The organism is Citrobacter sp. Cs237 (genome assembly GCF_030332325.1).
Classification (GTDB): Bacteria; Pseudomonadota; Gammaproteobacteria; order Enterobacterales; family Enterobacteriaceae; genus Citrobacter_A; species Citrobacter_A sedlakii.
The window spans coordinates 58,229-79,485 of record NZ_JAOWIB010000093.1 but is presented as its reverse complement, the minus strand read 5'-3'; the positions used below and the strand labels follow the sequence as shown (position 1 = coordinate 79,485).

Annotated in this window: 21 protein-coding genes, 3 tRNA genes and 2 pseudogenes; 10 read left to right on the top strand and 16 right to left on the bottom strand. The window is 47.8% G+C overall.

The window, feature by feature from the left end; translation table 11 throughout:
- Nucleotides 1-591: 591 nt before the first annotated feature.
- Both OGY07_RS04705 and OGY07_RS04700 read left to right on the top strand, forming a co-directional pair.
- Nucleotides 592-1,253, top strand: a pseudogene (locus OGY07_RS04705) (hypothetical protein); the annotation flags it as partial.
- Between the two features lie 31 nt (nt 1,254-1,284).
- The gene (locus OGY07_RS04700; RefSeq protein WP_047361946.1) at nt 1,285-2,049 is read left to right on the top strand and encodes a hypothetical protein; all 765 of its coding nucleotides are present in this window, start codon (nt 1,285-1,287) and stop codon (nt 2,047-2,049) included.
- A gap of 112 nt (nt 2,050-2,161) precedes the next feature.
- Here the strand turns inward: OGY07_RS04700 and OGY07_RS04695 are convergent, their stop codons facing one another.
- Nucleotides 2,162-3,442 carry a hypothetical protein gene (locus tag OGY07_RS04695; RefSeq protein WP_180777241.1) on the bottom strand — a complete coding sequence of 427 codons (1,281 nt, stop codon included), beginning with the start codon at nt 3,440-3,442 and terminating at the stop codon, nt 2,162-2,164.
- A 195-nt stretch (nt 3,443-3,637) separates the two neighbouring features.
- On the opposite strand from OGY07_RS04695, the pseudogene OGY07_RS04690 reads away from it, so the two are divergent.
- Nucleotides 3,638-4,122: pseudogene (locus OGY07_RS04690) on the top strand (DUF4756 family protein).
- A 140-nt stretch (nt 4,123-4,262) separates the two neighbouring features.
- Nucleotides 4,263-4,661, top strand: coding sequence for an H-NS family histone-like protein (locus OGY07_RS04685; RefSeq protein ID WP_180777380.1), 399 nt, complete (start codon nt 4,263-4,265; stop codon nt 4,659-4,661).
- 125 nt (nt 4,662-4,786) lie between these two features.
- On the opposite strand, the gene OGY07_RS04680 is transcribed toward OGY07_RS04685, so the two are convergent.
- The 8 genes from OGY07_RS04680 to nac form a co-directional block, all read right to left on the bottom strand.
- Nucleotides 4,787-5,167, bottom strand: a complete 381-nt coding sequence (locus OGY07_RS04680) for a hypothetical protein (RefSeq protein ID WP_180777243.1) — start codon at nt 5,165-5,167, stop codon at nt 4,787-4,789.
- 52 nt (nt 5,168-5,219) lie between these two features.
- A complete protein-coding gene (locus tag OGY07_RS04675; RefSeq protein WP_058674321.1) occupies nt 5,220-5,510 on the bottom strand; it encodes a hypothetical protein in 291 nt (96 codons plus the stop codon).
- 74 nt (nt 5,511-5,584) lie between these two features.
- On the bottom strand, nt 5,585-5,896 hold the full coding sequence (locus OGY07_RS04670) for a hypothetical protein (RefSeq protein WP_180777245.1): 312 nt from the start codon (nt 5,894-5,896) through the stop codon (nt 5,585-5,587).
- 13 nt (nt 5,897-5,909) lie between these two features.
- Nucleotides 5,910-6,239 carry a hypothetical protein gene (locus OGY07_RS04665; protein ID WP_032260079.1) on the bottom strand — a complete coding sequence of 110 codons (330 nt, stop codon included), beginning with the start codon at nt 6,237-6,239 and terminating at the stop codon, nt 5,910-5,912.
- Between the two features lie 15 nt (nt 6,240-6,254).
- Nucleotides 6,255-6,473, bottom strand: a complete 219-nt coding sequence (locus tag OGY07_RS04660; RefSeq protein WP_000250490.1) for a helix-turn-helix transcriptional regulator — start codon at nt 6,471-6,473, stop codon at nt 6,255-6,257.
- A gap of 146 nt (nt 6,474-6,619) precedes the next feature.
- Nucleotides 6,620-7,483, bottom strand: coding sequence for a DUF6387 family protein (locus OGY07_RS04655; RefSeq protein WP_180777246.1), 864 nt, complete (start codon nt 7,481-7,483; stop codon nt 6,620-6,622).
- Between the two features lie 440 nt (nt 7,484-7,923).
- Nucleotides 7,924-8,874: an HTH-type transcriptional regulator Cbl gene (gene cbl, locus OGY07_RS04650; protein ID WP_286599002.1), complete on the bottom strand. Its 951-nt coding sequence runs from the start codon at nt 8,872-8,874 to the stop codon at nt 7,924-7,926.
- Nucleotides 8,875-8,975: 101 nt separating this feature from the next.
- Nucleotides 8,976-9,893 (bottom strand): nitrogen assimilation transcriptional regulator NAC, encoded by a 918-nt coding sequence (nac, locus tag OGY07_RS04645; RefSeq protein ID WP_042284100.1) that lies wholly within the window; start codon nt 9,891-9,893, stop codon nt 8,976-8,978.
- A 323-nt stretch (nt 9,894-10,216) separates the two neighbouring features.
- Between nac and OGY07_RS04640 the strand changes: the two genes are divergently transcribed.
- From OGY07_RS04640 to OGY07_RS04630, 3 genes are all read left to right on the top strand, one after another.
- Nucleotides 10,217-10,292, top strand: a tRNA-Asn gene (locus tag OGY07_RS04640).
- Between the two features lie 208 nt (nt 10,293-10,500).
- On the top strand, nt 10,501-11,817 hold the full coding sequence (gene shiA / locus OGY07_RS04635; protein WP_286598999.1) for a shikimate transporter: 1,317 nt from the start codon (nt 10,501-10,503) through the stop codon (nt 11,815-11,817).
- A gap of 115 nt (nt 11,818-11,932) precedes the next feature.
- Entirely contained in the window at nt 11,933-13,387 is a 1,455-nt protein-coding gene (locus tag OGY07_RS04630; RefSeq protein WP_286598997.1) for an AMP nucleosidase, read from the top strand.
- A gap of 56 nt (nt 13,388-13,443) precedes the next feature.
- Here OGY07_RS04630 and OGY07_RS04625 read toward each other — a convergent pair.
- Nucleotides 13,444-13,519: transfer RNA gene (locus OGY07_RS04625), tRNA-Asn, on the bottom strand.
- A 6-nt stretch (nt 13,520-13,525) separates the two neighbouring features.
- Here OGY07_RS04625 and OGY07_RS23340 point away from each other — a divergent pair.
- From OGY07_RS23340 to OGY07_RS04615, 3 genes are all read left to right on the top strand, one after another.
- Nucleotides 13,526-13,678: a DUF5951 family protein gene (locus OGY07_RS23340; protein ID WP_350397303.1), complete on the top strand. Its 153-nt coding sequence runs from the start codon at nt 13,526-13,528 to the stop codon at nt 13,676-13,678.
- A 1-nt stretch (nt 13,679) separates the two neighbouring features.
- Complete coding sequence (locus OGY07_RS04620; RefSeq protein ID WP_060570632.1) at nt 13,680-15,167, top strand: EmmdR/YeeO family multidrug/toxin efflux MATE transporter; 1,488 nt, start codon at nt 13,680-13,682, stop codon at nt 15,165-15,167.
- Nucleotides 15,168-15,266: 99 nt separating this feature from the next.
- Nucleotides 15,267-15,342 (top strand) — tRNA-Asn (locus OGY07_RS04615).
- Between the two features lie 59 nt (nt 15,343-15,401).
- On the opposite strand, the gene ldtA is transcribed toward OGY07_RS04615, so the two are convergent.
- The 6 genes from ldtA to OGY07_RS04585 all read right to left on the bottom strand — a co-directional run bounded on the left by ldtA (nt 15,402) and on the right by OGY07_RS04585 (nt 21,252).
- Nucleotides 15,402-16,334, bottom strand: a complete 933-nt coding sequence (ldtA, locus tag OGY07_RS04610) for a L,D-transpeptidase (protein ID WP_199956758.1) — start codon at nt 16,332-16,334, stop codon at nt 15,402-15,404.
- A 213-nt stretch (nt 16,335-16,547) separates the two neighbouring features.
- Nucleotides 16,548-17,606 carry a nicotinate-nucleotide--dimethylbenzimidazole phosphoribosyltransferase gene (gene cobT, locus OGY07_RS04605; RefSeq protein ID WP_042284109.1) on the bottom strand — a complete coding sequence of 353 codons (1,059 nt, stop codon included), beginning with the start codon at nt 17,604-17,606 and terminating at the stop codon, nt 16,548-16,550.
- Nucleotides 17,607-17,631: 25 nt separating this feature from the next.
- The gene (gene cobS, locus OGY07_RS04600; protein WP_286598994.1) at nt 17,632-18,375 is read right to left on the bottom strand and encodes an adenosylcobinamide-GDP ribazoletransferase; all 744 of its coding nucleotides are present in this window, start codon (nt 18,373-18,375) and stop codon (nt 17,632-17,634) included.
- Nucleotides 18,372-18,914: a bifunctional adenosylcobinamide kinase/adenosylcobinamide-phosphate guanylyltransferase gene (gene cobU / locus OGY07_RS04595; RefSeq protein WP_181822989.1), complete on the bottom strand. Its 543-nt coding sequence runs from the start codon at nt 18,912-18,914 to the stop codon at nt 18,372-18,374. Before cobU ends, cobS begins: the two co-directional genes overlap by 4 nt.
- Nucleotides 18,911-20,431, bottom strand: a complete 1,521-nt coding sequence (locus OGY07_RS04590; RefSeq protein ID WP_286598989.1) for a cobyric acid synthase — start codon at nt 20,429-20,431, stop codon at nt 18,911-18,913. Before OGY07_RS04590 ends, cobU begins: the two co-directional genes overlap by 4 nt.
- Nucleotides 20,428-21,252: an energy-coupling factor ABC transporter ATP-binding protein gene (locus OGY07_RS04585; RefSeq protein ID WP_042284117.1), complete on the bottom strand. Its 825-nt coding sequence runs from the start codon at nt 21,250-21,252 to the stop codon at nt 20,428-20,430. Before OGY07_RS04585 ends, OGY07_RS04590 begins: the two co-directional genes overlap by 4 nt.
- Nucleotides 21,253-21,257: the final 5 nt, after the last annotated feature.

The following is a 21,257-nucleotide window of genomic DNA, read 5'->3' as shown; positions in this document are numbered from 1 at the left end:
AAAGTCGAAAAGGATCGGATTAGATCTTTTCATCATTCAGTCTTAAAACAGACCCTATAATCGAGTTTAGTGTTATCTCTGTAAAACAGACTATTCACCCTTCAACGCATGAAAGATATTCACAGAAGCAGCACTTCGTGATTGTTCAAGACAATCACATTGCTGGAACAGGGTTCATCCCTGTAATGATGGATTTATTCATAATGAATTGCGGCGATAGCCGCTATGTAGTAAAGGAAAAACAATTAAATGTCACTAAAAACCAGCAGTGGTTAGTGATTGTATAAAACAATCACTTGCTGTTTATCATTAAAAGTAAACATATAAACGACAATCAAACGGTGCCATTGAACCGGCACACGCTACGTTAAGATTATTAAACCCATTATATTTAAAAGATATTTCACAATGAAAGCTTCCTGTACTGAAAGCAAAGTTTCCTTTGTGGAAATTTCCCGCTAGTTAAAAGTCACCGAAAGCAGTGAACGTAATTTCGCAAAAGTGTATTATTTTTCCTTTTTTCACATTTATTTTTGACAATGAATTGCTCTGCATTATATAAATAAATACAATAATAAAAAAGGAAAATACATGAGCATTGATTACAATAAAATAATGACCTTAAGCAGTGAAGGAGTGGAAGATTATATATGCGGAAATCATTTTACTGATAAGCAAAAGCTAGAGATATACGGATTCCACAATAGAAACAGAAAAAATAAAGCAACAGTAAATGTAAACAAAGAACATAGTTTTGATATACAACGGGGAATAGCCTATGTTCACACTTTTGTAGATAATCTGGAAAAGCTCGGAAAGAACATGTCTGGTGCAGAATATACAATAATGATCCGTTTATGTAAGCTCATGCAGCATGAAAACTTAATCGCCAGCGTATCACAATCCGCTCTCGCAGAAGAACTTGGTATGAGTAAATCTAACGTAAGTAAATGCTGGAAGAAACTTATAAGTAAAAACATTCTGGTGCAAGAAGGAAAACATACAATGATCAATGCGAATCTCTTTCTGTAGGGCCAGTACAGAATATTAAATCCCATACTGAGAACAACCAGTGAAGGAAAAGAAACCGTATTTATCACAGTTTGCGAAGATACTATATATATTGACAAAGGTAAAAAAGCAAATAATTAAGATGATAAATCCTCCCTCTCGACTCCTGATGTTGCAACTCAGTATCAGCAAACAACGTGTTTGATGATTTTACTGAGGAAATTGATAATGAAGAAAACATACAACAGTCATTAACATTAAAAAGAGGTTTTTATGAAAAAAAGCAAAATAATAGTCCGTGGAAATAGTTATTTCGATGGTATCATCATTTTATTCCAAATGGATGGAGAGAAATATTACTATGAACCTATCCCTTCATATTATGCAAAAAACTCTATTTATAAAGTTTCATGCTCAGATATTGAAGATGAGTATAAACCCTACTTAGATAAACTCAATAGCGATATAAATTTAGAAAGAAATGGTGGCAGCATACTACATGCAGCAAATGTTTTAGAATTCAAAAATGAACCATCATACTCTCTGTGTAAAAAAATATTAAAAAAATCAGGGGCAAATATACAGTATTTAAAAGACCCTACACAGGAGTTGTGTAATATAGCGGTTCGTAACAATGGCTACAACCTTAAATATGTCATCCCATTTATTAAGCAAGAAAGATTAAATGATTTTTATAAAGTCGCCGTGAATAGCAATGGAATGGCTCTTGGTCAGATACCTAACCCATCTTATGAATTACAGTTAATGGCTGTAAAGAACTGTGGCGGTGCCTTAAAATACATTACTAAACCCACAAGGGAGATAGCCTTAGAGGCAGCAAGAAATTACGCCGATATTTTTGCATTCGATAATAGGAAGAAAATTAAAAAATATTTAGATGATGATTTTATACGTGAATCTGAAGACATTGAACTTGTTCCACTTATGATGTTTAGACAATCCATCAAATTCTTTAGAGAGTTAAAGATTCACATGGTGATATTCATGGAATATTTTAAAGCTAAACTATTATCATAAAAGGCTCGTCATGAGCCATTTTAAGCTCTCGTAAATAACCATGTTAGAGGTAAACTCTGAGGCGAACAATGGAAATTACACACAGTCTAGGTGATTTTTTTTATCATTATTGTTAATTGAACTTTATTCTATTTTTACTTCTCATATCCTGAGAAACAGGTTCAGATAAAGACTGTTTTACATTTTTTAATTTGTCTTTAAAGCTTATAACCTTTTCATGCGTCTGAGTATAAAGTTTATTAAACACTTCAACACCCAAAAACTCTCTAGCTGCATCTAATGTCCTCCTCATATGATTTTCTCTTTTAACAGCAAAATCAACTTGAGAAGCCATCTCTTTAGTTAGCGTCTGAACTCTATTTATATAAGCATCTTTTGCTACTGGATCATTTATATCAGCAGGAAGCATTCCAACAGAAAAATGAGGTGCATCTTTAAATGCTTCCGATTTGGAAACGACGACATCCCTTTCTTTAACATCACCCTCATTTTTTATTTTTTCATTAAAGCCTTCTTTGTTAAACCATACACCTAAAGAACTGGATACTCTCTCAGCATGTTTAACTCTCATTACAGCCCTATTATCAAACATTGCTGTATGAATTTCTTCTGAAAGATTTCTATTGCCTTGCTTGAGTATTTCATCCTGAACTCTTTTCAATGCAGCATTATCAATACCAGTATCAGCATTAAATATTTTCTCATCCGCTTGTTTTTTTATTTGGTAAAACTGTTCGTTTACATTTATTATATCATTTAAGTTATTAACTTCTGCCTGTTCTTTCACTATAACATTTGATTCAGATACAGACTCAGGTGTTGGCGCTATGTCTAAAGACTCTCCAGCATAAAGCTTATTGAAAACCTCAACCCCTAAAAGCTGTTTAGCGGCCTCAATGGTATTGTTCATATGGCTTTCTCTACTAACCGCAAAACTAACCTGATACTCCATATCTTTGGTTAATTGTTCTACCCTTTTTATATAAGCATCCTTTACATCTGGTTCATCTATATTATGTTGATACATACCAACAGAAAAATAAGGTGCGTCTTTGAAGGCTTCGGATTTAGATGCCACCACATCTCTTTCCTTGACATCTCCCTCTGATTTTATTTTATCGCTAAAAGCACTAACATTAAACCATTCGTTCAATGAACTTGAAACTCGCTCCGCATGTTTAACTCTCATTACAGCGCTATTCTCAAACATAGCTTTATGCAACTCTTCAGCAAGACCTCTATTCCCCTGTTTTAAAACTGCTTGTTGAACCCTTTTTAAGGCTTCATTATCTATTCCTGTATCAGCATTAAATATTTTATTGTTTGCGTCAGCTTTTGCCTTATAAAACCTTTCATTTATTTCTGATATTTCTTCCCACGTACTCTCTTTCATATTATCACCTATATATTTTGCTAATATATTTATTATATTTTAAATTAACAACTAGTAAATATATGGCACTGATATCTTTTGTTATTTGATAAAATAACATCACGACTCATCAATAAATAAATAAACCAATTAATTTGACACCTCCCGTATATTTAATAAAATATATTGATATTTATTATTATAATGAAGCGATACATGAGAAAGGTTCAATTAGACAATAGTGATTTATTAGCATATTTTAATACAATTGAAGAACTCAAAAATCATCCATCAATGGATGAATATAGAACAGGATACCGTAAGCTACGCGATGATGATGCATTTGCATATGAAATAAAAAAATATAGGTCTGCACATGCCACACTGCGCAGACTGGATAAGAAAAGACAATCTCTTTTGGCTAGCTTTATTAGTGAGCTTAATCCTATAAGTAGCTCAGCAGCTAACACTGCTGCTAAAGCTTCAGGAAGTCTTGATAAATTTCATGAACGTATACTTTACAGGAAAACCATCGAAGAAAAAAGTGATGCCGAAATTATTGCTCTGGTGATAAAACAACGTACAGAGGCCGCTCTTGAGTTCCAGCGTTCAGTTGAGTTGAGTTGAGTTTTGAACAGCTATCAAACATTGCCTTATCATTTAGAACATCAGACAAGATGAGAAGGAGAATGTCTTTATAAGATTTGGCCCAATAATTTTAAGAAAACTGTAACGAATCCTGTTGATTAAGTTAACAACTTTGCTATATTCATTTTTGCCTAATATGCTTAGGCATAACATCAATTGCATAAAAATTTTCTTAAACACTGGACGGCAATTTATCAGTGAAGCACTTCAGGTATTAAACAACATACGTACACTTCGCGTAAAGGTACGTGAAACCGATCTGGCAACACTGGAAGAAATGGTGGAAAAGCTCTCTGTTATCATCGAAGTGCGACGTGAAGAAGAAAATGCTGCCCGTCGAGAGCAGGAAAAACATCAGGCTAAGCTAGAGGCTTTCCGCCAGAGAATGCTGGAAGATGGTATTGATCCTGCTGAACTCCTTTCACTGACCTCCCCATTAGCGAAAGCAACAATAAAATCCCGACGTGCACCCCGTCCGGCTAAATACAAATATACAGACGAAAACGGTAATGAGCAGACTTGGACGGGTCAGGGTCGTACTCCTAAAACTATACTTGAAGAAGGTAAAACACTTGAAGACTTCGCAATCTGATCATTCTAAGGCCGTCAATATAATTTGACGGTTTTAAAAATCCGGCTATATGTAATACCAGAATCCATTCCGGCATTACACTATTAATATACTCATACATCCCTCTAAAGGATCTTTTTCTGATATTATCTCATTATATCCAGATTCCAGTTCAGCACACCATAATCATCCATAGATTTTCCTTCCTCCAGATTTCTTATCAACATATCCTTAATATACTTACCATGATAAAACATTACTCTATTCAATAACTCTGCCATATCGATATATTCCTTTCTTTCTTTCCCCGTACCAAAAAGGATTTTGTAATAATCAAACTCCTTTAGAACCTCTAACATATGAACACGTAGCGCAAAATCAATGGCATCCTGCTCCTTAACGAAAGTCATGACATTTTCATCATTTACACTTGCCATACCGTAAATCTTGTTTACGTATAACATTAATGTCACTGATATTGCAAAGATCATCGTTTCATCTTTTTTATTCATTTTGTTTTTTTTCATTTATATCCTCTCTTATTGATATTTAGTATTTAATAAAAAGTAGTCGCAGGTATTAACAATACACCCAAGCATTACGTACAAGCCGTTCTGCTACTTCTTCGTAGTTAACCTCTTCAATATTCCCATGATGGCCTTCCTGCGCGGTTAACTTGTCAAAGTTATGACAAACATGATTAATCGTTATCCTTATAAATGCACTCATAAAATCAGCATCATCGACAAGATGCGAAATGCTGTCACTACACATATCCTGCATTGTTTTCCAGCTCGCTTCAAAAGAACGCTTTGCAAGATCATAGAACAACTCAGTAGATGTATTTTTACTTTCAATATTTTTAGTCATGATTACTCCTCATTTTTACATGATATATTTTAACTTACTCTTATTTTCAGCCCCTGAATACGGGGCTAAAAAAACTACTTTTGAGAATCTATCATAAAATCCATTTGTTTATGAAATGCCTTTAATGCTTTCAATATAAAATCGTTATCAATGAGTCTTAGTGATAACTTTACATCAAAGAATGTATTCCTTACGACTTTAGGGAACATCTGTTTTGCTACTTTAATACTGTCCTTATAAGTATTCATCATAAAAGCTTCTTCATGCTTGAGTTGTTCTACTTGTTCAGGATGGTTCTGAATAATAGAACTCACACGCAATTCAAAACATTGTTTAGATAAATGCAGTAATGTCTTGTTTGCTTCTTTTTTCAGATCTTTATTCATGATTTCTTCCTCTTTATTTAATGCCAAGTTTAGGATAGATTTTTTTGAACTCTCTATAAGAGTATTTTAAATCTTCCATAACTTCATCAATCAAAAAAATACATTCCCCAACATTATTGTCTCTCACCCACTTGAGGAAGTCTGGTTTTGTGATATAAATAATATGATCCATAACCATATTCATATATTTTTTATCATAAAGATGACGTTCAAATTGATCACCCATTATCTTAAACATGTTTTCCACATAAAGAGCTAAGTTATCCATTGCCATTCTTGAGAAAACTTCAGTTTTATCATTATCAAAGATAAATGATATCTCAGGCACATTTATATTTTTCATGTTATTTTCCTTTTATTAGTTAGATGTATTACGAGAAGCAGTTATAGCTTTATAAATCCACTCATCAACTTCGCTTTCAATGAAAGCAACAGCTCTGTCACCGATTTTTATTTGTTTGGGGAACTTCCCCGCGCTGATAAGTTTATAAATCCACGTCTTGCCGAACCCGGTTTTCCTTATTACTTCTGATAAGCGAATAAGTTTTAAAGTTTTATCTGTTTTGTTTTGAACCATGTTTATCTCCTGTGTTGTTCGATGGAGATAATTCTAGGATTTCGGCTGATTCTAAACTAGGGATGTTCACCAACCGTGAGTTTCGCGGAAATTTTGGAGGGAGACTCTTTATAGGGACGTTCGCAGGTTGTGAACATCCCTTGTGTTTACTTTTTGTTTTTATCTGTGGCTTTATCGTTAAATGTTATCACGTCAGTGATCTTCCAGTCCTTTAACATATTGTTTTTAATATAAAAATCATTTAAAACCTTGAAGTACTCATCGTTATCAAGATAACTTTTCGCGTAATCATAATCAGTATCTTTGATGTTATCACGGCTCCGAATCCCACCAGTACCATGTAGAATGTCAGCTAAGATGTTGAAAGGTATGTTCTTACCTTCGTTGTAGAGCTGTTCCCATGAGATCAAATCCATCAAAGGGATGACTTTGTAATCAAGTATTCTTTGAAAAGTCTTATGACCAAACCGAAAAGTTCGTTTTGGTGGTTTTGCCGTTTTAAGCTGCTTTTGCCATAGAGCAATCAGCACCTTCAGGTGTTCTGCGAGATCGTCGCTGCTGGCTTCTTCCAAGTCAATTTCAACCAGTATTTTGTTGGCAGGATTCATGCCACCTTGTTTCAGATACTCAGAGATGTAGTCAGAACTCACAGCAACAGGGTCTGTTTGCTCTGAAGTCTCCAGCCGATACATAGCCCGCCCATAGTTCAATAATGCACTTCTGGTCATTGGTCTGACAGCATAGCTATGTGAGAGTCTCTGATTGTCTGAAATCCATTTTGATTCAAGTATCGCATCACCACATCGGATTTTCGCCTCATGGTATATAGCCTGCATTTGATTATTTTTGCCTGCTGTATCCCATTGCTGTCTCGTTTTGTAAGCCAGCATCCGTCTTTCAAGTTCAGCATAGATTTGTTCTAGGGTCAGGTCTTTCAGGCCATCGTATCGGCGTACATCAAACCAAGATAATGCAGTCCTGATTTCTTCCATTTCTTTTTGTGTAGTCATTGTTCTACCGATTGCTTTTGTGTTTCATAAAAGTTAACCCATTCAACATGATAGAGAAAGTAGTAAAGAGGTGCAGGTTTTCAGAATAGTGTGAGAGGAGAGAAGTGATCTTGGATGTAAGAGCATTCATCTTGACTAAACATTTTTTCTTTACTTAAAAATAAATAATTGTTTTATATCAATTACTTTAAAGAGGATAACGACAATATCATGTTGATAATTAAAGTTAAATAAGATGCGTATAGTTAGATGGTTATGACAACAACCAATTGTTTTTAATTGACATTTTATTGATAAGAAAACAATAATGATGGTAAATATGTTGGTAAAAATATATTTAACTTTAACAAAGCCAGTAATAACAGGAGATACAGATGAAGTTCGAGTCCAGTCAGAGGAGCCAGATTTAAAGAAGCCCGCTTTTTAGCGGGCTTTTTGCTTTATATCTGGTAATCAATCACTCCCTCGTCCGGTTCCATCACCTGCCGTTTAATCTCCTCAACCGACAGGCCCGCGTTACATAACTCAATAAATCGCCAGACGTAATTGCGCTGTAACTGCCCGCGTTTCAACCCCAGCCAAACGGTATTGGCGTCGAAGAGATGCCGGGTATCCAGGCGCACCAACGTCCCCTCTTCCCGCTCGCCGCTGGACTGTTCCGCCACGAGACCAATGCCCAGCCCCAGTGCGACGTAGGTTTTAATTACGTCGGAATCCTGCGCGCTAAGCACGATATCCGTCAGCAATCCCTTACGTGCGAACGCCTCATCAATACGCGAACGCCCGGTAATGCCCTGACGGTAAGTAATCAACGGCCACTGTGCGATGGCCTCAAGCGTGAGCGGAGAGGACTGCGTCAGCGGATGTTCGACAGGCACGAGCAGGCTGTGATACCAGCGAAACCACGGAAATGCGACCAATAGCGGATCGTTACTCAGCCGCTCGCTGGCGATACCAATGTCCGCCTCACCATTATGCAGTAAGGTTTCAATTTCCTGTGGCGTGCCCTGAATCAACTCCAGACGAACTTCCGGAAAAATATCGCGGAACGCTTTGATCACGTCTGGCAGACTATAGCGCGCCTGGGTATGGGTTGTGGCGACAGTAAGCACACCGGACGTGTCGTTGGTAAACAGATCCGCCAGACGCCGGACGTTACTGGCTTCATTAAGGATCCGCTCAGCGATCGCTAACAGCGCCTTACCCGGTTCGGTCATGCCTAGAAGACGCTTTCCCCTGCGGATAAAGATTTCGATGCCTAACTCATCCTCCAGTTCCCGAATATGTCGGCTGACGCCTGACTGCGAGGTATACAGCATATTGGCAACGTCGGTCAGGTTGAAATCCCGACGGGCCGCCTCCCGAATAATTTTTAGCTGCTGGAAATTCACGTGTTGCTCCGGAAACATCAGACATGACGCTATTGTTAAAGTCTGACGTCCGGCATAACAAATAATAAAAACCCGCAACTTATTCCGTCAGGGAATAAGGCCTAACTGACCAGTTGCAGCTCGCGATTTGCCAGTGCCGGGCTACTGACCAATGACAGCAGGATCTCTTTCACCGCCTGCGCCTGTGGCGACAAACTGCCTCGTGCCGATATATTCAGCGACAAGGACAGATTCATGGACGGCGCTGTGATCCGCGCCATCCAGCCATTTGCCGCACCGCATAATGAACGCGCAGCGGATTCCGGCAATACGGTGACCCCCATTCCACTGGCAATCGCGGCGGTCAGGGTGGCGATCGATTCTATCTCTCCGATGACCTTCGCGGTTAAGCGACGCAGTGAAAAAGCCTCATCGACCCGCAAACGCACGGCACTGTAGTCGCGCGGCAGGAACAGATTCATCTGAGCGACGGCGGTGAGGTCGACACTCGGGCCAGGGCAATCTCGGGTGCCGACCAGAAACAGATCTTCTTTCAGCAGTGGCTGGCTGGAAATACCCGCCAGCGGTGAACGCTCATACAATACAGCCATATCAAGATGACCGCTGAGTAACTTATCGTTGAGCACTGCGCCGCTGTTTTCATGTAAATAAACCAGCACTTCAGGCAGTTCCGCGCGTACGGCCTGGAGCAACGGCATGGTCACCGACGAGGCCGCCGTTCCCGGCGCCAGTCCAATCGACACCTGCCCCGTCAGGGTCTGGCCCACGTTATAGACTGCCAGTTGCGCCTGCTCGCACTGACGCAGGATCGCGCGGGCATGAGTATAAAGGATCTTCCCCGCTTCGGTCGGGGTTACACCCCGCTTGGTGCGTATCAATAACTGTTGGTTCAGTTCACCCTCCAGCGTGGCGACCTGTTGACTCAAAGCAGGCTGGGCGATGTGCAATACTTCAGCGGCCTGGGTCAGGCTACCAATATCGACAATTTTCACGAAATATTTCAGTCGTCTGAAGTTCATTTTGCCTCCTGTCGGGAATGCCAGAACCTATGCTGGCAGTGATGTCAGGAGAGAATTGCAAGATGCTTGCCAGTTTCTTATCAAGGTTTTCGCGCGTCTTAACCTCCCAAAAAATAAGCGCTTATGATTGTTCCGCTTATGGCCCTGTGCCGTCAGCACTTTTTGATCTGCCCCATTCGGGGTAGCACTGCACCAGAAGAGGGCAAGATCAACGATCAGAAGTTCGCCGCTTTGCTGGTTTTGTCGACAAACAAACGCACAATCGTATTTCCCCCTTTGACAACATCGGGCACCCTCGTTAATATGCGCCCCGTTCACACGATTCCTCTGTAGTTCAGTCGGTAGAACGGCGGACTGTTAATCCGTATGTCACTGGTTCGAGTCCAGTCAGAGGAGCCAAATTTAAAAAAGCCCGCTTTTAGCGGGCTTTTTGCTTTCCTTCTCACCATAAAGCCTATATTTTCCTGTTCTTCGCCAAACAAGAATAAAAATCGTTTTCTCTTTCAGCCTGTCGCGGTAGTCTCATAACAGCCACTTATACGTCGGCCGCAATGTGTGTGACCTTGATTCCCATACTAATAATAAAAACAGTACTGACAGGATTACTATGGATTCCACCCTCATCTCCGCTTCCGCGCAGGAGCAAACACCTTCACTTCATCGTGCCCGGCGCGCTGCGCTGGGCAGTTTTGCCGGCGCGGTTGTCGACTGGTATGACTTTCTGCTTTATGGCATCACCGCCGCGCTGGTCTTTAATAGCGAATTTTTCCCTCAGGTCAGTCCGGCGATGGGTACGCTCGCTGCCTTTGCGACCTTTGGCGTCGGGTTCCTGTTCCGCCCGCTTGGTGGGGTGATTTTCGGCCACTTCGGCGATCGTCTGGGGCGCAAACGGATGCTGATGCTCACCGTCTGGATGATGGGGATTGCCACTGCGCTAATCGGTATCCTGCCTTCATTCGCCACTATCGGCTGGTGGGCGCCGGTTATGCTGGTCGTGCTGCGCGCGATTCAGGGCTTTGCCGTGGGAGGTGAATGGGGCGGCGCGGCGTTACTCTCCGTTGAAAGTGCGCCAGAACACAAAAAAGCGTTTTACAGCAGTGGCGTACAAGTGGGATACGGCGTCGGTCTGTTGCTCTCGACGGGGCTGGTGTCGTTAATCAGCTATCTGACCACCGATGAGCAGTTTCTGAATTGGGGCTGGCGTATTCCCTTCCTGTTCAGCATCGTTCTGGTGCTGGGCGCGCTGTGGGTGCGAAACGGAATGGAAGAATCCGCCGAATTTGAGCAACAAAGAGAACAAGCGCCCGAGGCGAAAAAGCGGCTGCCGGTTCTCGAAGCGCTCGCACAACATCCTGGCGCGTTTTTGAAAATTATCGCTCTGCGCCTGTGTGAGCTTCTGACGATGTATATCGTTACCGCGTTTGCGCTGAACTATTCGACGCAGAATCTCGGTCTGCCACGTGAGCTTTTTTTGAATATCGGCCTGCTGGTCGGTGGATTAAGCTGCCTGACCATCCCTCTTTTCGCCTGGATGGCCGATCGTTTTGGTCGTCGTCGCGTCTATATTACCGGAGCGTTGATAGGGACGCTCAGCGCGTTTCCCTTCTTTATGGCGCTTGAAGCGCAATCTCTGTTCTGGATTGTGTTCTTTTCCATCATGCTTGCCAACATCGCGCATGACATGGTGGTTTGCGTTCAGCAGCCGATGTTTACCGGCATGTTTGGCGCAGGTTATCGCTACAGCGGGGCGGGAGTCGGTTACCAGGTGGCGAGCGTCGTGGGCGGCGGCTTTACGCCTTTCATCGCCGCTGCGCTGGTCGCCTTCTTTGGTGGGAGCTGGCACAGTGTCGCCCTCTATTTACTGGCAGGTTGCCTGATTTCAGCCCTCACCGCATTATTTATGAAAGATAAGCAACACGCCTGATCGTATTGCGAGGGCCATTCGGCTCTCGCATCCTCTCAAAAACTCTCACTTTTGTTTCATAAACGCCTGACATACTATCGGGTGAGCAGTACACCTGTAAAACAAGGAGACACAGATGAAGAGTAAGGGCTCCAGCCTGACGCCAGCGCAAGCGTTGGAAAAACTTGACGCGCTATATGAGCAGTCGGTTCAGGCGTTGCGCAGTGCCATTGGCCAGTACATTGAAACCGGGGAGCTTCCCGATATCACCGCCCGCAATAAAGGTCTTTTTGTTTATCCGTCGCTTTCCGTGAGCTGGGACGGTAATGCCACCAACCCGCCAAAAACGCGCGCCTATGGTCGCTTCACTCACGCGGGATGTTACTCAACTACCATCACTCGCCCGACGCTGTTCCGTCGCTATCTTGAAGAACAGCTTACACTGCTTTATCAGGATTACGACGCGCATATCACCGTAGAGCCTTCACAGCATGAGATCCCCTACCCCTACGTGATTGACGGATCCGAGCTGACGCTGGACCGTTCCATGAGCGCCGGGTTAACCCGACACTTCCCCACCACTGAGCTGGCGCAGATTGGTGATGAAACGGCAGACGGTATTTATCATCCGGCAGAATTTTCGCCGCTGTCGCATTTTGATGCGCGCCGGGTCGATTTTTCCCTCGCGCGGCTACGCCATTACACGGGTACCCCGGTGGAGCATTTTCAGCCGTTTGTCTTGTTCACTAACTACACCCGTTATGTTGATGAGTTTGTCCGTTGGGGATGCAGTCAGATCCTCGATCCGGACAGTCCTTATATTGCCCTTTCCTGCGCGGGCGGTATCTGGATTACGGCAGAAACAGAAGCGCCCGAAGAAGCGATTTCGGATCTGGCGTGGAAAAAGCATCAGATGCCCGCCTGGCACCTTATCACCGCCGATGGGCAAGGCATTACGCTGGTGAATATTGGGGTGGGTCCGTCAAACGCCAAAACCATTTGCGATCACCTGGCGGTGCTGCGCCCTGACGTCTGGTTGATGATTGGCCACTGCGGTGGTCTGCGCGAAAGTCAGGCTATAGGCGATTATGTGCTCGCGCATGCTTACCTGCGCGACGATCAGGTGCTGGATGCGGTACTGCCCCCGGATATTCCAATCCCAAGCATCGCGGAAGTCCAGCGCGCGCTGTATGACGCCACGAAGCTGGTCAGCGGTATGCCGGGTGAAGAGGTGAAACAGCGGCTGCGTACCGGTACCGTGGTCACCACCTCCGATCGCAACTGGGAGCTGCGTTATTCAGCCTCGGCGCTGCGATTTAACCTGAGCCGCGCAGTCGCGATTGATATGGAAAGCGCGACCATCGCCGCACAGGGTTATCGCTTCCGGGTGCCGTATGGAACGCTGCTGTGCGTGTCAGATAAACCGCTGCATGGCGAGATCAAACTGCCCGGCCAGGCGAACCGTTTCTATGAGGGCGCGATCTCCGAGCACCTGCAAATCGGCATTCGCGCCATTGACCTGTTGCGCGCGGAAGGCGACCGCCTGCACTCGCGCAAGCTGCGTACCTTCAACGAACCACCGTTCCGTTGATTTTCTTCTGAATCCGAAAAGCAAAAAGCCCGCTAAAAAGCGGGCTTCTTTAAATCTGGCTCCTCTGACTGGACTCGAACCAGTGACATACGGATTAACAGTCCGCCGTTCTACCGACTGAACTACAGAGGAATCGTTGTGGAGGCTTATCTTAACGGCGAAAAATCTTTTGTCAAACCCCATTTCCAACAACAACGTTCAGTTGCCGTTTCTCTCAACAATTTGTTGCAATTACGGCCATTTTCCAGGGAAAAAACTTTGCAGCTTTTTACTTTCTCCCTCATCATTTGAAATGTGGTTTCAACTTTCTTCTCTAAGGTCAATTTTGAACGTCTCCACTGCTCTACGCCAGGCCGTCGCCCGCACGCCCTGGTACGCTAAACGCAAGAGTTATAAGGTGCTTTTTTGGCGAGAAATTACCCCGCTTGCCGTCCCCATTTTTCTTGAAAATACCTGCGTACTGCTCATGGGCGTACTCAGTACGTTCCTCGTTAGCTGGCTGGGTAAAGAAGCCATGGCGGGCGTCGGCCTTGCCGACAGTTTCAATATGGTCATTATGGCGTTTTTCGCGGCTATCGACCTGGGTACGACGGTTGTGGTGGCGTTTAGCCTCGGTAAGCGCGACCGCCGACGCGCCCGGGCGGCAGCCAGACAGTCGCTGGTCATCATGACGCTGTTCGCGGTGATACTGGCGGCGGTGATTCACTATTTTGGCGAGCAGATTATCAATGTCGTCGCCGGAGAGGCGACAACGGAAGTTAAAGCGCTGGCGCTGACATACCTTGAATTAACCGTCCTCAGCTACCCTGCCGCTGCCATTGCCCTCATCGGCAGCGGCGCGCTACGCGGCGCGGGCAACACAAAAATCCCACTGCTGATTAATGGCGGGATGAACATCCTCAATATCATTATCAGCAGCATCCTTATTTACGGTATTTTTTCATGGCAAGGTCTTGGCTTTGTCGGTGCGGGGCTCGGATTAACGATCTCACGCTATATTGGCGCGGCGGCCATTATCTGGGTGCTGATGATTGGCTTTAATCCGGCGCTACGCATTCCGCTCAAAAGCTATTTCAAACCGCTTAACTTCGCCATTATCTGGGAAGTGATGGGGATTGGCATCCCTGCCAGCATTGAGTCAGTGTTGTTTAACGGCGGCAAACTGCTAACGCAAATGTTTGTTGCTGGCATGGGCACCAGCGTTATCGCGGGTAATTTTATTGCCTTTTCTATTGCCGCGCTGATCAACCTGCCCGGTAACGCGCTGGGGTCAGCATCGACGATTATTACCGGCAGACGTCTGGGAAATGGTCAGATCGCGCAGGCGGAAATCCAGTTGCGCCACGTGTTCTGGCTTTCAACCATTGGCTTAACCGCCATCGCCTGGCTGAGCGCCCCGTTTGCTGGACTTATGGCATCATTTTATACCCACGATCAGGACGTCAAAGACGTTGTCGTGGTTCTTATCTGGCTCAACGCGGCGTTTATGCCTATCTGGGCAGCATCGTGGGTGTTACCCTCCGGATTTAAAGGAGCACGCGACGCACGCTTTGCTATGTGGGTATCGATGCTGGGAATGTGGGGCTGTCGCGTTGTGGCGGGCTATGCGCTTGGGATCGTATTGGGCTGGGGCGTGGTCGGTGTGTGGATGGGGATGTTTTTTGACTGGGCAGTACGCGCAGCGCTGTTTTACTGGCGTATGGTCAGCGGTCGCTGGCTATGGAAATACCCACGTCCGGAACGCGAAAAGGCGACAAAAACGCCGGTCGCGGCGGAATAAACAGCGAAATGAAGAATATTTCGGCAAACAAACGCAAAAGCGTATTCAGGCTTTGACATTAACATTCAGCGTCGCTAATATGCGCCCCGTTCACACGATTCCTCTGTAGTTCAGTCGGTAGAACGGCGGACTGTTAATCCGTATGTCACTGGTTCGAGTCCAGTCAGAGGAGCCAGATTTAAAAAAGCCCGCTTTTAGCGGGCTTTTTGCTTTTCTGTTTTCGTCTGTTTAGCTTCAGATACCGACGTGTTCGTGAGTGATCTTCACCGGCATACCTGAGCGGCGTTCAAGCGTCTCGCTGACCCGATGTACATCCACGCCCTCGCCCGCCATAAAGGTGCGCATGGCAGGGGTGACAGGCAGCGGAACTTTTTTGTCAGACTCGAATTCCACACGATTACGCGAAAGCGGTTCATGCACCTCAACCCAACGGCTACCATCCGGTTCAGCCGTCATTTTTATCGGCTGATCGATAATTTGTACCCGTGTGCCAACCGGAACATTATCAAACAGATACTTAATATCGTCATTACGTAAGCGAATGCAGCCCTGACTCACGCGCAGACCAATACCGAAATTCGCATTTGTGCCATGAATGGCATACAGCTTACCGATATAGATCGCATACAGCCCCATCGGATTGTCCGGCCCGGCTGGCACGAACGCTGGCAGCGTTTCCCCTCGCTTTGCGTATTCGCGCCGGGTATTCGCCGTCGGCGTCCAGCTCGGCGCTTCCTGCTTACGCTGAACGGTGGTCACCCAATTACGCGGCGTCTCACGTCCCGCCTGACCAATGCCAATCGGAAGGACTTCAACCGTATTGCTGTCCTGCGGATAATAGTACAGCCGCATTTCCGCAACGTTAACCACAATCCCCTGACGCACCGTGGCGGGCAGAATGAGCTGCTGCGGCACCACCAGCGTTGAGCCAGACGTCGGCAGGAAGACGTCAACATCCGGATTCGCTTCCAGCATGTTGCTTAAGCCCTGTCCATACTGAGCGGCAAACGCCTCCAACGGTTGGGTATTATTCTCCGGCACCGTTATCGTCAGCGGTGTGCCCACCAGTCTGCTGCCTTCCGGCGGCAACGGATAAGTCACCGCCAGCGCGCTCTGCCCGGCCAGCAGCAGTAATAACGAACAGAAGCCTTTCACTCGAGGTCTCATTTCCCTTTCCTCAATCACGTCAGATATCGGGAAATTATAGCTTTTATAACTGTATTATCTAATTCCTGGCGATCCCGCACGGCCAGCGCCCCGATACAAAAGTACAGAATCTTTGCGATATGGCTCGCGGGCGGGTTTTGTTGATCGACATTAGAAAGGCCTGACACCACGAGATGTTCAGGCCGGAGAACGTCAATGCTGGCGCAGGGCAGATTATCTGCCGTCGGGTAAAACAATATTGCTGGCGGCTAACTGTCCCATATTGCTGTACATCGCGCAGGCAGCTTCGACAATCGGCATCGCCAGCGCCGCGCCGCTGCCTTCGCCCAGCCGCATACCCATATTAAGATAAGGTTCCAGCTCCAGATGCCCCAGTGCTATCCGCGCCCCCTTTTCAGCCGAAAAATGCGAAGGGATCAGATAGGGCTTACTCTGTGGGGCGATCTGGCAAACAGCCAGCGCGGCGGAATAGGAAAGGAAGCCGTCCAGCAGCACCGGTAATCCACAGGACGCCGCCCCCAGCATCACTCCCGCCATGCCGACCAGGTCAAAGCCGCCGACTTTGGCTAATACGTCGATGCCATCTCGCGGATCGGGCTGATTAACGGCAATGGCGCGGCGAACCACCGCCACCTTATTGCCAATGCGCGAAAGCGGCAAATTCGCGCCAATGCCCACCACAGCTTCGGCTTCGCTACCTGTTATCACGCTGACAATCGCCGCGGCAGGCGTGGTGTTTGCCATTCCCAGTTCGCCGACGCCAAATAAGGTCACGCCGTTTTGCGCCAGCTCCCGGGTGTAACGAATCACCTCCAACAACAGTTCCTCTGCCTGGCCGCGACTCATTGCCGGGCCGCTGGCGATGTTGCCGCATCCGCGCGCCACGCGCATATTTACCACGCCGGGGATCGGGTCGGCGTCAATACCCACGTCAATCACATGTACCTTCGCCCCTGCCTGCGCCGCCAGCACACACACGCCCGTGGTACCCCGCGTCATATTAGCCGCCTGAATAGCGGTCACCGCTTTTGGCGAAACCGCCACCCCTTCGTCCCAGACACCATGATCGGCACACATCACCAGCATCGCTTTATCCGCGACGTGCGGTACGCCCTTCAGGCCTGGCATTCCCGCCAGTTGCACAGCGAGGGACTCCAGGCGACCAAGGCTGCCCGGCGGCTTAAGCAGGCCATCGATATGCTGCTGGGCACGCGCCATTGCATCACGGTCTGTCGGCGGAATGTGGTGAAGTAAAGAGGTTAAAGTCTGCATAAGGGTTCTCGTTATGTTGGCTGACTCACAGCAGAGCCAGCAGGAAGACCAGCTCACCCAGTTCGATGGCTGCCCCAAGCGTGTCGCCGGTTTGCCCGCCCAGCGTGCGTTTCAACAGTTGTCCAAGCAGGAAAATAGCCGCGGCAGCCACAATCATTGCCCCAACGCCGTGCATTCCCGGGAGCAGAACAGCGGCAAAAATCACTGACAGGCCGAGAGTGATACAGGTCTGGGTCCCGGTGACGTGGCCGATAAACACATTCCCCAGGCCTTCTTCCCGGGCATAGCGGTGGCGGTACATCAGCAGAACGGCTGAACCTCGTCCCACCGCACAGGTCGCCGCCAGCGCCGCCAGCATCGGCGTACCCCGTAGCGCCAGCTCACTGACCACCAGCACTTTCGCCAGCAGAACAAAAATCAGCGCCAGCCCGCCGTGGGTGCCGAGGCGGCTGTCACGCATGATCTCCAGCATCCGCTCGCGGCTGCGCGCGGAGAAAACGCCGTCACAGGTGTCCGCCAGACCGTCAAGATGAAAGCCGCCGGTCATCAACGCCAGCGCTAACACGCTGAACAGCGCCGCCAACGGAATACCGCACCATTTCTCAAACAGCAAAAACACCGCACCGCTCAGTCCCCCAAGCAACAGGCCAATGACCGGGAAGGTGATAATCCCGCGCGAATAGTGCTCAAACTCCAGCCCTGACGACCAGCGCGCCGGAACCGGTAAACGGGTGATAAAAGAGAGCATCGCCCAGAACAACTTACTCATTTAATTTTGACTCCAATGCCTGATACCACCAGCCAGACTTCATCCGCCGCAGCCGCAAGACGCTGATTAACGCGCCCGGCAATATCCCGAAAATGGCGCGCCAGCCGGTTTTCCGGAACAATCCCCATCCCCACTTCGTTCGTTACCAGCACAACCGTTGCCGGTGAGCGCTGACAGGCGCTAATGAGCGTCTGGATCTCCGCGTCAATCGCCTTTTCCAGCGCGGCATAATCCCAGCCGTCGGGATCGCTGTCGCCGCCACAGGCAAAAAGCAGATTGGTGACCATGGTCGTAATGCACTCCAGCAAAATAGCGTCGTCAGGCGCGTTATCTGCGCCAATCAGCTCATCCAGACGCTGCCAGCGTTCGGCCGTACGCCAGTGCGCTGGACGCCCGTCGCGATGATGCTGAATGCGAGTCGCCATCTCCTCGTCAACGATTTGCGAGGTGGCGATGTACAATACGTGGGGGCATTCGGCGATCAAGGCTTCCGCATGACGGCTTTTCCCGCTGCGCGCGCCGCCGGTGACGAGAATCATACGGGCTCCTGATGGTTTTGCATGATGGTATAGATTTTCTCAATATCGATGTGTTGCCGCATCGCATCCGCCAGCAGATCAAACTGCTGCGATTTATATTGCGCGTACTGAAAGGTGGAATCCAGCGGTTCCAGCCCTTTACGCATACGCAACCCATTAATCAGCGCGCGGGTAAAATCATCGCTGTCAAAAAGGCCGTGCAGGTATGTGCCAAACGCCAGCCCGTCAGCGGTTACTGCGCCATCCGCCACGTGCTCCCCGTTCTTATGCAGTTGCATCACCGGCTGGCTGTCTCCGGTCAGCGTCGTTTCGCCCATATGAATTTCATAACCGCGCAGCGGCAGCCCCGCTGCTGCTGACAGCCACCCGGGCAGCGAGGCCGACATTTTCGCATCCACCTGGGTGGTGGTTTTATGCCAGGCAAAATGGGTCACAGTGCCAAGCAGTCCCAGCCCCGGAAGGGTGCCCAGCCCCGACTCCACCTCGTCAATAATGCTTTCCCCAAGCATCTGGTAACCGCCGCAGATCCCGAAGACCGGTACATTTCTCCGGTGCGCCTGCATCACCGCGTGCGCCATGCCGCTTTCCCGTAACCACACTAAATCGCCGAGCGTGTTTTTGCTGCCAGGCAGGATCAGCAAGTCGGCATCAGCCAATTCCTCCGGCTGACGAACGTAGCGCACTCTGACGTCCGGCTGCGCCGCCAGCGCATTAAAATCGGTAAAATTGGAGATGTGCGGTACCTGAATCACCACAATGTTGATGTCGCGTCTGTCGGTACGCAGATACTTTCCTTTTTGCAGCGCCACACCGTCCTCATCTTCCAGATCGACATCCAGCCATGGCATCACGCCCAGCACAGGGACGCCGGTCAGGTTTTCGATCTGCTCAATGCCGGAATAAAGTAGCGCCACATCGCCGCGAAATTTATTAATGATCACCCCTTTCACCCGCGCGCGCTCATGTTCGCGCAGCAGCGCCAGCGTGCCAAAGATTGAGGCGAAAACCCCGCCCCGGTCGATATCCGCAACAAGGATCACCGGACACTTCGCCATCTCCGCCATGCCCATATTGACGATATCCCGGTCACGGAGATTAATTTCCGCCGGACTGCCCGCGCCTTCCAACACCAGGACGTCGAATTCCTGCGCCAGACTGGTATACACCGAGAGGATCTGCTCGCGCAGGCGCGGTTTATAGTCGTGATAGCTTACGGCATCCATGTCAGTCGCCACCTGCCCCATCAACACTATCTGGGCCTTGCGATCGCTGGTCGGTTTTAACAGCACCGGGTTCATCCGTACATCAGGGGAAATGCCAGCAGCTTCCGCCTGGAAAATTTGCGCGCGCCCCATCTCTTTACCGTCCGGCGTGATGCCGGAATTAAGCGCCATATTCTGCGATTTAAACGGCGCGGCGCGCAGACCGTCCTGATAAAAGATGCGGCACAGTCCCGCTACCAGCACGCTTTTACCGACGTCAGACGCCGTCCCCTGCAACATAATCGCCTGCGTCATGACGCCTCCTTGATCGAATGAAAAGTGTGTTGCCGCATGCGGCTAAAAAATTCATCTTCGGTTTTGCACAGCGGCAGCCCCAACTGCGCGTGCAGTTTGACCAGCCAGGGCGGGGTTAATCCGGCGAGTTCAATTAACGCGCTTTGGGCAAAAACGTCGCCCGGCGCACCGTACGCCAGCACTTCACCACGGTTAAGCACATAGACGGCATCGCTAACTTCATAAATGAGATCGATATCATGACTGGAAATTACCACGTGATTCCCCTGCGCCACGATACGTTTAATGATGGCGATCATCTGGCGACGACCAGAGGGATCCAGCCCCGCCGTCGGCTCATCCAGCAACAGATATTTCGCGCGCAGCACCAGTGCTCCGGCGATTGCCACGCGCTTCTTCTGCCCGTGGCTTAAACACTGGATCGGCTGCTGGCGAAAATGCCGGGCATCCACCAACGTCAGCGCATCATCAACCCGGCGGGCGATCTCATCTTCCGCGACGCCAAGATTACGCAGGCTGAAGGCGATATCGCTGTCGATATCGGTATAAAAGATTTGTTGATCGGGGTCCTGAAACACTGTCGCCACCTGCTGACGCAGCGCCAGCAGGCCGCGTTTGCTGTAGTCCAGCGGTTTCCCCTGCCAAAGTACCGCCCCCTGCTGCGGCCGCAGCAGGCCGCTCAGGTTCATGAATAACGTCGATTTCCCGCAGCCGTTCGCCCCCACCAGCCCGGTGACAGCGTGTGCTGAAAAATCCAGCGTCAGTCCTTTAAGTACCTGCGTTTCCTGATAGCGAAACCAGAGATCGGCGGTGGCAAGCATGTGAT